The organism is Acinetobacter sp. DMC2 (assembly GCF_056314305.1).
The window spans coordinates 575,059-588,703 of sequence record NZ_JBQUYP010000001.1 but is presented as its reverse complement, the minus strand read 5'-3'; the positions used below and the strand labels follow the sequence as shown (position 1 = coordinate 588,703).

Annotated in this window: 8 protein-coding genes; all 8 read left to right on the top strand. The window is 41.3% G+C overall.

Features of this window, described 5'->3' with window-relative positions; all coding sequences use genetic code 11:
* Positions 1 to 2: 2 nt before the first annotated feature.
* Entirely contained in the window at positions 3 to 557 is a 555-nt protein-coding gene (locus ACT53H_RS02810; RefSeq protein ID WP_476008558.1) for a phage connector family protein, read from the top strand.
* Complete coding sequence (locus ACT53H_RS02805) at positions 557 to 2,572, top strand: phage tail protein (RefSeq protein WP_476008557.1); 2,016 nt, start codon at positions 557 to 559, stop codon at positions 2,570 to 2,572. The genes ACT53H_RS02810 and ACT53H_RS02805 overlap by 1 nt, the downstream gene beginning before the upstream one ends.
* Entirely contained in the window at positions 2,569 to 3,039 is a 471-nt protein-coding gene (locus tag ACT53H_RS02800) for a phage protein Gp13 family protein (RefSeq protein ID WP_476008556.1), read from the top strand. Before ACT53H_RS02805 ends, ACT53H_RS02800 begins: the two co-directional genes overlap by 4 nt.
* Entirely contained in the window at positions 3,036 to 3,707 is a 672-nt protein-coding gene (locus tag ACT53H_RS02795) for a hypothetical protein (RefSeq protein WP_476008555.1), read from the top strand. The genes ACT53H_RS02800 and ACT53H_RS02795 overlap by 4 nt, the downstream gene beginning before the upstream one ends.
* Complete coding sequence (locus ACT53H_RS02790) at positions 3,708 to 6,002, top strand: transglycosylase SLT domain-containing protein (RefSeq protein WP_476008554.1); 2,295 nt, start codon at positions 3,708 to 3,710, stop codon at positions 6,000 to 6,002. It begins immediately after the preceding gene.
* Positions 6,002 to 6,454, top strand: a complete 453-nt coding sequence (locus ACT53H_RS02785) for a hypothetical protein (protein WP_476008553.1) — start codon at positions 6,002 to 6,004, stop codon at positions 6,452 to 6,454. Before ACT53H_RS02790 ends, ACT53H_RS02785 begins: the two co-directional genes overlap by 1 nt.
* A 6-nt stretch (positions 6,455 to 6,460) precedes the next feature.
* Positions 6,461 to 6,679, top strand: coding sequence for a hypothetical protein (locus ACT53H_RS02780; RefSeq protein WP_476008552.1), 219 nt, complete (start codon positions 6,461 to 6,463; stop codon positions 6,677 to 6,679).
* 84 nt (positions 6,680 to 6,763) lie between these two features.
* A complete protein-coding gene (locus ACT53H_RS02775; protein ID WP_476008551.1) occupies positions 6,764 to 13,582 on the top strand; it encodes a GNAT family N-acetyltransferase in 6,819 nt (2,272 codons plus the stop codon).
* Positions 13,583 to 13,645 lie beyond the last annotated feature (63 nt).

Sequence of the window (13,645 nt, the reverse complement as noted above, 5' to 3'; positions counted from 1 at the left end):
CTATGAGATCAATTGTTGATCTTTGCAATTTAGCCCTGTCGCATCTCGCGCAGGGCTATGTTGTAAATGAACTTACTGAACCCACAAAACATGCAAGATTGTGTAATACATATTATCCAATTTGTAGACGTGAACTATTGGCAAACGAGCATCAGTGGTCTTTTGCCGTTAAACGTGTGCGCTTGAACGTTGATGCAAGCTATGAGTTTGGCACAGCGTTTGTTTTACCAAGCGATAGCGTACGTTTATTCCAACTTGAATCGGGTTCTCGTTTCTTTGTAGAAGGCAATCTTTTATTTACAGATGATGCTTCGCCAATCTTGCGCTACGTCCATGACGTAAAAGATTTAGCTTTAATGCCCGATTCTTTTAAGGTCGCATTGTCTTATCTTTTGGCAGCACGAATTGCAGGACCATTGACACAGAACGAGCAGAAACAACTGACCATGATGCAGCTTCATGAGGTTGAAAAGAACAAAGCTATTTTCATCGACCTTCAACAGCATCGTATTGAAAACCGCCCAGAGCATACGGGCTCAATGTTTGAGGCAAGATAATGCAGTATTCGTTTAATGGTGGCGTAATATCGCCCGATATGTTTGGTCGTATTGATCAAGCTAAATATCAAACTGGCGTAGCTAAATGCAAAAACATGTATGTCGAGCTATTTGGCGGCGTGGTCTATCGTGCAGGTTTTCGTTACGTACATCATTATCCGAAATCTATGGGCAAGATGCGCTTAATTCGTTTTGTCTTCAGTGAAGAACAAACCGTTGTTTTGGCAATTCGTGCAGGTGCCGTAAATTTCTTTGCTGACGGCGGTATGCTACTGGACGATAACGATCAACCATTAGAAGTTGCAGTACCTTACGCCGAAGAGCATTTAATGCAACTTCGATATGCTCAATCCGCGGATGTCATAACAATTACGCATCCTGCATACCCGCCTAGAAAAATTATTCGTAAAGGTGCAACCGATTGGGTAACGGAACTTGTTACTGTAGGGTACGGACTTACTCCACCGCAAAATCTAACAGGCACAGTAAACAAACCCAATGAAACGGGATATGTTGAACGTGATTATGTTTACCAAGTCACAGCGGTAAATGATGAGAATGAATCGCAGGCTTCAGCAAGATCACCAATTCTAAAAAACGATCTGACATTATCAGGAAATACCAACGTTTTGACATGGGATGCGGTAGAAGGCGCTACCCGCTATAACGTTTTTAAATTACGTTCGGGTTTAGCTTCATACATTGGTGAAACAACCGAACTAAGTTTTACGGATGATTACATCGAAACGAATGGAGCTATTACACCGCCTTTAATCCGTAACCCTTTTGAATTTTACCCGACTGCTGTTGCATATCATGGTCAGCGAAAAGTTTATGGCGGTGGGTATAAGGCCCCTCAATGGGTGCGTATGTCACGTACAGCAACGGATGATAATTTTGGTTATCACATCCCTATGCAGGATACCGACTCTATCCAAATTCGTTTTGCTGCAAGAGATGGGAACGGCGTAAAACATCTTGTTCCAATGAGCGATTTACTTATTCTGACGAGTGGGGCGCTTTGGAAAATGTCAGCGGACGGGGCTGTAACTGCTGCCAGTGTGAATATGAATAAGCAGTACAGCACAGGTGCAAATGACGTGACGCCTGTTGAAGTTGATGGTGCTGCGATTTTTTCATCTGATCAAACAGGACATGTACACGAAGTGTCATTAGCAAGTGGGTACAACGCATCTTTTTATCAAACCATTGATTTATCAATTATGTGCCCACAACTTTTTGACGGGCATAAAATTGTTGATTGTGCTTTGTTGCGTAATCCTTTGAATATTATATATTTTGTTCGCGATGATGGGGTGTTGTTGTCTTTAACATACGAACCACAACAACAAGTATGGGCATGGGCAGAGCATCATACGAATGGTAAGTTTCTTTCAGTTGCAGAAATACCTGAAGAAAACCAATCCGCATTGTATGCATTTATTGAGCGAGACGGTTTCTATACTGTTGAAAGGATGCTTACAAGACAGCCTTTAGACATTCAGGACAAGTGCTATTTAGATAGCAGCATTCAATATAAAGGCGCTCCTACCACAACACTAACAGGTTTAGATTGGTTAGAAGGGCAAACCGTTTCTATTTTCGCTGACGGTGGTGTAAAACCGCCTGTTAAAGTTGTGAATGGAACAATTAAATTGCCGCGCGAATTATCAAATGTTTGGGTCGGCTTGAACTATGAAGCAGAGTTGCAAACACTGCCTGTTTTTTCAGAACAAAAGAATCCTGTTAAACCTAAAGTGGTTACTAAAATTCACCTACGTGTTTTAGAAACGCAAAATATTATGGCGGGTGTAAATCAGGATATTGCAGAAAGAACCCCCGTAGATGAGTTTAAGCCGCGAAGCAATGAGCCTTACGGTTCGCCTCTTAATCTCTATTCAGGCCTTGTCGAAATGCCAGTTGACAGCACTTACGAAAGAGACGTTCAAATCACAGTAAAACATGATAAACCTTTACCTATGAAGCTATTAGCCCTAGAGGTAGAAATGACATGAGAAGAAATAATATTGAGATTCGCAAGCCGACTGAACGCGACATTCGTATTCTCGTTGAAAATCTACGCCCTGCGGATCAAGAAGAACTAAAAGCCTATTTCAGTGACAACTATCATTGGATTGTCAAAACCTGCGTAAAAGGTTCACGCGATTCATGGGCAGTCGTTGTGAATGGCAAATTACTATTCATTTGTGGTGTAGGCATTACAAGCCTTATCGGTAAAGTTGGTTGCCCTTGGCTTTTGGGTACTAATTTTATTAGTAAATACCCATTTGAATTCGTCAGACAAACGCGCAATATTCTTGTGGAAATGCTTGAGAATCATGAATTATTGCTTAACCATGTTTATGTTAAAAACGATGTTGCAATTCGTTTTTTAAAGCACCTTGGTTTCAAGTTAGATGCGCCTGTAATACATGGGGTAAACGGTGAGTTGTTCCATCCGTTTAGTATGGTGGCTGCATGATGGGCGGTGGAGGTGGTGGCGGCCAAATGGGCGGCGGCAATCTATACCAAGCGATTGCGACCGCTGCCGTTAAAGGCGGTACAACCTATTTAAAATTAAAAGCGCTTAAGCAGTCTTTAGAACAACAAGCTGATATTGCAGGCCAAAACGCAACGCTTGCAGATATCCAAGCGCGTGATGCTATTGACGATGGGCGTAATACCGTTACCGATTTTCAGCGTAATTTATCAGGTTTTAAATCAAGCCAAATTAATGCGCTTGCTGAAAATGGTATTGATGTTACCCAAGGTTCTGCAATCGATTTGCTTGCAAGCACTGAGATGGTTGCCCAAGGTGATATAGACACGATCAAATACAATGCAGCCATGCGTTCGTGGGGTCATCGAGTTCAAGAGACAAATTATATTAATCAGAAAAACTCTCTTACAGCTCAAGCCAAATCGGTACGCCCGCGCTTAAATGCTGAACTTGCAGCGATGGACCAATTCGCCTCGTCTTTAATGGGTGGCGGAGGCGGAAGCCCAATGCAAGGGGGAGACTCTTTGACAATGTCACAACCTTCAAACAGCTCGTACAACGCAAACAGCAATTTTTCAATGTCGCTTTATGGCAAAGAGCAAGGCGCATCGTGGCAAAACTACAATTGGAATTGGATGGGAGCAGCTTAAATGCGTATACCTCAGTTTACTTCTCAAGTCGCTGAAGGCGATATGCCTAATGTCCAAATCAGCGGCGGAGTCACTCCTGGTCAAGCGGTCAACATGGTTGGCAATCAAGTAGACGGTTTTGCTAATCTTGCAAACACGGCTGCTAATAAATATAAAGAATATCAGGATGAAAACGACCGTGTGCGCGTGATTGATGCACAAAACAAACTTTCTGAATTACGTTTGCACTTGGAAAACAATGACACTGACGGCTACATTAAGAAAAAAGGCGCAGAGGTTGTCGGTTTTGACGATGGTGAAGGCGGTAATTTTGTTGATTATTACTCACGGGCTTATCAAGACGGCGCAGGGGAAATCGCAAGCAAGTTAAGCAATGGTCGTCAACGTGCCATGTTTCAGCAAATTGCCGCACGTGATTCACTTCAATTCAAAGGCACATTGCAAAATTACTTTGTGCGTGAAAATGACGTTTATCAACAAAGCGTTTATTCATCGTCTGCTGAACGTTTTATTCGAGAGATCAATGAAAATCCTGCTGACTTTACCAAAATTGATGAAAGCCGTGAAAATTTAAAAGCTTCATTAGGCAAACTTATGTCACTCAATGGTAAGTCTGCCACTGAAGCAGAAAATATGTACTTGAAATCAATTTCAGGCGCACACCTAAACAACATCAATGCTTTCATTGAAAATGGCGAATTAAAATCAGCGGTAACTTATAAGAGTAAATACGGTGAAGAAATCTCACTTGCTGATAGATTTAGAGTTGACCAACGCATTCATCAAAAATTAGAAGAACAACAGGTCGAGCTTTTAGTAAATAGAGCTACAACCGGAACACAAGAATATAGTAACCCTGCGCTAAATACTCCTCCTCAGGCATCTGCGGCAATTGCAAAAGAATTGAAAGCGTTAACGCCTGAGCAAATGAAAAACATTAAATACAATGATCAGCGATTAGATGTTTACACAGTACATGCAGCAAAAGAAAAAGGCATGGATTGGGCTGCACCATTACTGTTAGGGCTACGACTAGCAGGTGAAAGGTCTGATAACAGTGCCGTCTCAGATAAAGGGGCGCGTTCAGTTATGCAATTCATCCCATCTACTTGGCATGGGGCAGATACGCAAAAAAACGGTTATAAATGGGATCGTCAATCTGGCAGAGAACGAGATATTGATAACCCTGCGGATACGATCGACGCGGCACTAGATTTTGTTTCAGACATTAGTAAGAAATTTAAAACTAAAGACCCGATGGTTATAGCAGCCTATTACCATGGTGGTGATGACGATGCTCGTAGAGTTTTAGCAGGGGGGCAGCCAAAGGGGCCTATAGGTCGGGGTTACCTCGCACGAATGGATAAATGGCTTTCTCAAGAATTTGGAGATTATGCTAAGAAGCCTGCAAAAACTCGCGAACAGGCTCAAGAAGAAATTTGGAATAGCGATGTTCCTCTTGACGTTAAAAATAAGGCATTATCTTTTACGGATAGATATTACAGTGGTTTGGATAAAGCCAAAGAGGAAAAACAAGACCAAGTTTATGATTACTACTTTAAGGGCATTAATGCGGGGCAGTTCTCTTACGACCAAATTCCCGCTGTAGATATTAATGCCCTCGAACCAAATCAAATTAGAAGCCTTGAATCAGTTAGCAATGCCAAATTCAAAAAAGACATTAAAACCGATTCGACCGTTTACAGCATGATTATGCTAAACAAAGAAGAATTATTTAAAGGCAAGCCTCAATCCGTATTGCATCAATATGCTGATAAATTATCGCCTTCAGACTATCGTGCAGTCACAAAAATGTTCATCGATGTTAACGCTCCCTCGAAAGACGGAAAAAAAGATGATTCACTTGAAGTTAGTCCGAAAACCGTTTCAGATTATTTAAATCCTTATTTACCTATGCTTGGCATAACTAATAAAACCAATAAGAACCAGATTGATCATTATGCTGCTGTTCAGGCTGATGTGACTCAAACGTTGCGTGAAGCTGAAGCTAGAAAAGGAAGTAAACTGACCAAGGACGAGTTTAGCCGAGCCGTTCTTAAAACAATTGGACTAAATACCAAAATCACAATGTCACGTTCTTTGTTTGGTGTTTCAGTTGGTGATTCTGAAAGCACACTAAATCGCATATACTCTGTGAAAAGCAAAGATGATATTGCTCCTAATACTCAAAAAAAGATTGATGATCTGTTTAAAAAACAAGGTCGGGATTTGTCAAAAGTAACTTTGGCAGAATATCTCAATGCTTACTACTCAATGGCTAGAAGGGGGTTTTAATGCGCGATTTTGAAAAAAGACAATATATAAATTCGTATTTAGGTTTTATAGGTGCTGCTAGCATTTGTGGTTTCATTTTCTATGCTTTAGTAAACTTAGAAAGCTATTACAAATACGAGACTATCGTAGACGGATTCGGGATCATATTTTTTATCAGCGGTCTACTAACTTTATTTTTGGTTTTAAAATTTGGTAATGTGCTTAGAGAAGCATATAAAGACAGATTTGATAATGACCAATATATCGGTTTAAAAACAGAAAATTACTTCGGGTTGCTCATCCTTTCATTAATATCAGTTGTTTTATTTAATCCTTTTATTTCCATCCCTCAAATTTTTGATAGTAGTAAAAGCGCCGATGGTAGCAATCAGGGCTATCTGTTTATGGCAGGTTTTTTAGTTTTGAATGCATACTTCTACTACTCATCTCGCCAACAGATCAAAGAAATTTAAATACCTATGACAAATTTAAAAAACGAACTTGTAGAATCACAAGTTGAATCTGTTGAAGGCGAGTATTTAAACGCCCGTGATTATGCATTCTTGCGTATGGAACAGATGCGTGAAGAAATTAACGCAATGAAGCGACAATCTGAACAGCGTATGAGAAGAAACAAACAAGTGGAAAGACAAGCTCAGATTTCAGTATTAAGGGCCATGTTTACTAAAATGATATAAAGTTAAGCTGTCAACAGCAAACGGCAGTCTAATCAATAACAGCATTTAAGATTACAAATAACCGTAGTCTTAAGTGCTTTTATTATGTCTGATCAAAATACAAATCTGACAATTGGTCAATTATTCGAATTAAACCAAGGCAAGAACCCAACGCAAATTGCAGATACAGAAGCCCATGCGCGTAAAGCTGCTAAGTCACTTGGTTTAGATTATGACAAGATGACAGAAACACCTGAGCAAGTTGTTTCTGTTGCGGATGAGATCAATACACAGAAACGTGTGAATGACGTTGTCGCAAGCGATCCTGTACTTGGTAAATATGCACTTAATCCAAATCAAGCTGCTGTTTCTTTAGATGACTTTGAAAATTTAAAGGGTATTAGTGACAATGTCTCTTTGCTTGGCTCAAGTCTCACAAAACCATATCAAAGCGTTTCCTATCAAGACATTCAAAACGTTTTGTCTAAAGGTACATCGCCACAACAAAAACAGAAACTAAAAGAAATGGGTTTGTATGAAGACCCTCAAAAACAGATCAAGCCTAATGTTAGTACCAATTTAATTGATTCCTTCAGCAACACCTTGGTACCACAAACATCGGACCAAGTATTCAAAGAACATTACGACCGTATTAAAAAGACTGCGGGGGTAATGTCCGCTGAACGATTCAAAAAGTATTATGAAAATCAAGTTTATTGGATGGAGCATACGGCAAGTGCTGAGCCTGTAAGCCCTCAAGAGCAAGGCAATCGCTATGTTAATGCTGCGTTCCGTGCGGTGGCTGCAATTGGTCAGACCGAGGGCGCAGTAATTAATGCAACCACTGGAAACGATAGCCTACTTAATTTAGCAACTCGCGTAAAAAATAGAGCTGCACCATCACAAGAAATGTCACAAGCACTTTATCAAGCGCAACTTGCTGCACAAACAAACGATGCAGGTGTATTAGGTGCGGCCCAAGAGTTGATTAGTAATGCCGATGCGGGGTTGGTTGGGGAATTTCTAATTGAACAAGCACCCCCCGCATTAGCCGGGTTTTTAGCAGGGTCAGGCGCAGGGGGTGTTTTAACCAATTCACTTGTCCGCAATACCGCCAAATATGCCCCAATGGTCATGAACTTAGAAAAGACCGCTAGATTAGTTCGAGGTGTTACAGCCGCAGGAAATGCCGCACAAGGCGCATTAGGTGCCGGCACTGCCGATGCCCTTGTGTCCTACGGTCAAAACATGGCTGAAGCCCGTGAAAAGTTTTTAACACGGGAAGAGCAAATTGATTATGCAGCTGCAAAAACTTGGGGTTCTGCAAAATATTCTGCCTTAGGCGGTGCATTAATGCCCGTAACTTTTGGCGGTCCTTTGCGTACGGTTGGCGGTCAAGCTGTCATTCAATCCGCTGCGGGCATGTATTCTGTGCAAGGTGCTGCCGATGCTGTTGGGGAAAAAGCAGACCCCGTTGAAATGGCATTAGAAGGTTTGTTAGAGGTTGCAACCGCTGCGCCTGAAGTGGCAATTACTTCTGCGGCCAAAGTTAAAAACCAACGTACAGCACAATTTGCATTAGACCAGTTGCGCCAAGATCAGCAAGAAGATGCCGTGCGTTCAAGCACCTTTGCATCTGTATTAAACAATCTGATTGACCGTAACAAAGAGAGTAAAACAGCACAGCGTGATGATTCTGCAAGCCAAGCATTTATTAAGCAAGCGGTCGAAGAGCATGGTGCAGTTGATGAGGTCTATATAGACGGTCAGACCTTCAACCAGTTATTACGTGACCGTAATATTGAGCCGACAGACCTATTTGAACGTGCACCAAGTTTACAGGACCAGTTGGGCACAGCCGAAACTTTTAATGGCACTGTGCAAATACCAGTAAATGAGTTTGTATCTGCAATGTCTGTTGTTGAGCGACCGTCAGATTTCGTTGAAAACGTCCGTTCTGATCCGAACATGCCAACATACCGCGAAGCCCAAGAGAACCTTGCAAAAACTACAGAGCAAATGCAGCAAGAAGCTGATGTATTTATGTCTGAGCAAGCGCGCTTTGAAAATGCCGAAGATGCTAAAGAATTAGTAGCTACAGAAGTGCAAAAGCAGTTGGCTAGCATTGGTACGTTTACAGCTAAATATAATCGTGCTGCGGGCGAATTAACTTCTGCTTTCTATTCAACGTTAGGCGATAAGCTCGGTATCAGTGCAAAAGAAGCTTTCGACCGTTACCCAATCCGTATTGCTGATGAGCCGACCGCAGATAAAGGAACTTCATTTAATCAAAGTGCTACACCTGAACAAACAATTTCAATTGATGATTTTGTTAAAGGCATTAAAAAACAATATGGAATTGAATTAGGTTTAAAAGGCAGTCCATCAAGTAACGTTCTTTCATTGCATAAAATCGTTGTACCTGAAGCTGTCCGTAATCAGGGCACTGGTACCAAGGCTATGCAAGATATTCTGAATTATGCTGACTCTCAAAATAAGACGATTGCACTTACTCCAAGTCCTGACTTTGGCGGCAATAAAAATAGACTAACTAACTTTTATAAAAAACTTGGCTTTGTTGAAAACAAGGGCCGTAATAAAGACTTTGAAATTTCTGAAAGTATGTACCGTTCACCAAATGGTCGTAAATACAAGCAAGCAAACGGCGGTACTCGCGGTTCAATTACATTCAGCATTGGTCAAGATGGTTCAACAATCGTTCTAAGCAAGAATGCAGACTTTTCAACATTTGTGCATGAGCTCGGGCATCATTTCTTAGAAATGAATATGCAAATTGCATTAAGTCCTGATGCGCCCGCACAAGTCCGTAAAGACATGGAAACGGTAATGAAATGGGCATCACCAGAAACAACCGATCTGGGCGAATGGGATTTTTTCACCGATGCAGAAAAAACAGAAGTTCATGAAAAATTTGCTGAAACCTTTGAACAGTATGTCTTTACGGGTAAAGCACCAAGCGCGTCATTAAAGCAAGTTTTTAACCGCTTCAGACAATTTATGATTGCTGTGTACCGGAACATTGAAAAGTTTATTGGCATCAATGACCGCGCAGAATTGAATGCTGATATCACAGGCGTAATGGACCGTATGCTTGCATCGTCAAGTGCCATTGCTGAAGCGCAAGCCGCTTCAAATCTTGAAATGCTAATCCATCAAGATGACGCAATGCGTCTTGGTATTTCGCCAAAAGATTATGACGAAATGCGCCAAGATCATGAAATTGCTACAGAATTATCTATAAATACTTTAGAACAAAAATCCCTGCGCAATATGGTTTGGTACCAAAAGCAGAAATCTAAGTATATGAAAACATTGCAAAAAGAAGCAGATAAAAAACGGGCTGCGGTTCGTGAAGATATGGCAAAGGAAATTGCCCAACAACCTGTTTATCAAGCTATGTCCTTTTTACGCCAACCACTTGACCAAGTTGCTAAACGTGATTCAACCAAGGTTGAGCCAAGTCAAGATAACCTTTTTGAAGCTATTGCCAAGTTCGGCGGGCTTGATGCCAATGAGGTCGAAAGCACTTGGGGTATTGATGAAGCTGCCAAAACAAAATCAGGTGTCGGCAATAAGCCTGTTGTGCGTTCTTCAAAGTCAAAAGTAAAAGGCCTGTCGATTGAATCGATGGCTGAGAAGCTTAGCGAAGAAGGATATTTAACTTTAGATGAGCATGGCAAATTTGATACTCGTGAACTTGAAGATAAGTTTGCAGACCAGTTGCGCGGCATTAATCAGTACTCAAATCAAGTTGATCCTGAGCTTTTAGATTATTCGCAAGATATGGATTTGCTTCAACGCTATGCTGAAGGGCGCACGACTAAGGGTAAGTTGTCTCTTGATTGGATTGAAGCCAAATATGGAAGAGACAGCGATATTTACCAAAGAATTTCTAAAGGAGCTTATGGCTTTGCGCAACGTGGAGGGGAAAACCCCGATATGGTTGCTGAGATGTTCGGTTATGAAAGCGGTGACGCTTTAATTCGTGACTTACTAAATTCACCAAGTCCTAAACAAAAAATTGATGAGCTCACCGATGCGCGCATGGCTGTGCAATATTCTGAATTCTACGATCAGCAAAGCATTGTTGAAGCAGTCGAAGCCGCATTACACAACGATGTTCGCGCTCGTATGTTATCCGCTGAAATGGCAGCATTAAACGGCTTACTTGGTCGTAAGTCTGCTTTGAATGAAGCAGCAAAAACGGTTGCTCAAGACATCGTGCAACGCCAAAAAATTAAAGACATTCGACCGCATGTTCGTGCACAAGATGATGCGCGTTTAGGGCGTATGGCTAATGATGCATTTCGTAGAGGTGAGACAGTAGAAGCAGCACGACACAAGCGCAATCAGTTGGTACAGTTCTATGCAACAAAATACAGCTATGACGCTAAAGACCAAATTCAAAAACACTTAGACTTAGTGAAAAAGATTTTTGGTAATAATGAGAAATTATCTAAAAACCGTGATTTTGATTTTGTGACTGCGGCCCGCGGCATTTTAGGTAAATACGACTTAGGTCGTGAATCTACAAATTACGAGCATCAATTAGAATTGATTCGTAAGTATGACCCGACCACGTATGCTGAAATCCAAAACATCGGTGCATTGCCTGAAAACCAAAGCTACCGAGAATTAACGCTTGAACAATTCAATGCGGTAATGTCTGCGGTCGAAACACTGTGGCATCGTTCAAAAGAAAACAAAATTTGGCATACAACCAATGAGGCCTTTGAGCGTGAACAGGTCCGTGAAGAACTCATACAGCAATCGGGCGGTAAGAAAAGCATTGAGAAAATTCAGCAAAATTTATTGGGTAAAGATAAAACTGCTGAACTCAAAGCTAAATTCATGGAATTGGGCGCATCTGCAAAACGTGTTGATCAGGTGGTGACGTGGCTAGACGGCGGGCCAACGGGTAAATTCCGTGATTATTTAATTAACCCTATGCAAGATGCTTTAGCTAGATACCGTATTGAAAAGGCCAAGATGCTTGAAGACGTTGTAAAAACGTTTGAAGGTTTCGGTAAACTCGATAATTCAAAAATTGCTGCACCTGAATTGAATAACTTTACCTTTGTTGGTAAGCAATCGTTGCTTCATGCGATTTTGCATACAGGCAACATGAGCAACAAAGAACGCTTAGTTTTGGGTTATGGATGGGGTGAACGTTTAGAAGACGGCTCTGTTGATTTCAGCGCGTGGGATAAATTCTTTAGCCGGATGATTACTGAAGGCGTGATTACCAAAAAAGATATGGATACTGTGCAGAAGCTATGGAATCTATTTGACCGCTACAAAGAGCAAGCGCAAATCACTCATAAGAAAATTAACGGTCGTTATTTTGATGAGTTACCACGTACACCAGTGAGTACGCCTTTCGGCGAATATGAAGGCGGCTATGTGCCTGCTGCTTACGATCGTATTCGATCAAATGAACAAGACCGTATTCAAGATAAAAACTTAGCAGAAAACAACCTACAGGCTTTAGACATCGCAACAACTGGCGCGAACTTCACAAAATCGCGTGCAGAACGTTACCACGATCAGCTTGAACTAGATATGTCACGCTTGCCGAGTCATTTAGATAAAGAGCTGCGTTACATCCATCTTGAATTACAGATTCGTCAAATTGGTCGTTTAATGCTGAATAAGGATTTCCGAAATGAAATTGAGCGTGTATTGCCATTCGGTGTGAAGCAAATTTTTAACCCTTGGCTTAAAGCTATTGCAAGTCAGCGTGTAGATGAAAGCTCGGGCGTAAGCTTGCTAGACAATATTTTCCGTGTGTTGCGTCGAAATACAGGGATTGCAATTATGGCGGGTAATTTGAAAAATGCTATTGAACAGTTCACGGGATTTACGCAAGTTGCTGTTGCAGTACCGCCTAAGCAATTACTTAAAGCACAGGCACATTACTTTACTTCTGTGGCAACGCGCGAAGACATGGCAAACAACATTATGGAAATGTCGGACTTCATGAAAACCCGTTTTGACCGTGCAGCCGATGAATATCGTTATGCAGTGGACGAGATCGTTTTTCAAAAAGGTACAATCCAAACAGTGAAAGATTTCACTATGAAACATGCCTATGTTTTACAGACAACGATTCAACGCCCAATGGAAATGATTTCTTGGCAAGCAGCCTTTAACCATTACACAGAGCAGGGCATGGGGCAATACGATGCTGTACATGCAGCCGATGCGGTAATTCGTCAATACATGACTGATATGTCACCAGAAGGGATTTCGAATCTTGAACGTGGTACGCCTGCGAAACGAATGTTTTTAATGTTTTACAACTGGTTCAATATGATTTGGAATACAACAAGCTCTGAAGCTAAGTTAGCGCTTGAAGCAAGCAACGGGTCATGGGTTCAAGCTTCGCCACGTTTGGCTTATGTGGCCTTAATGATGATTTCCATTCCGTCTATTTTATCTGAATTGCTAAGCATTATTTTTGCAGGTGGCCTGCAAGATGATGATAAAGACGATAATAAATGGGATGACTTATCTGCAAAACTTGCGCTTTCACAGATTAAGATGCTTGCAGCATTTGTACCGTATGCAGGTAACGTATTGAACGCGGCAATTAGCAATACTGACGATAATGTTATTAATGACCGATACACAGCGTCACCAGTATTTAGCATGGGTGAAAGTGGGCTTTCATTAATTCAACATGCAAAACGTTCATTGAGTGAAGACAAGGAAGTAAACCAAGGCAAGGCCGCTAAGGACATGTTGAACACAGCTACGCTTGCAACAGGCATACCATTTGCTGTTTTAGGTAAGCCTTTTGGTTATTGGCTTGCAATTGCACAGGGTAAGAAGGAAGCACCAGACAGCATTTATGATGCAACCCGTGGAACAATTACAGGGAAACATGCGCCTGAAGATTAGGAGAAAGTCAACTATCATTTTTCATTATAAAACAATTGTTTGATTTGTTATTTCAATTTACTC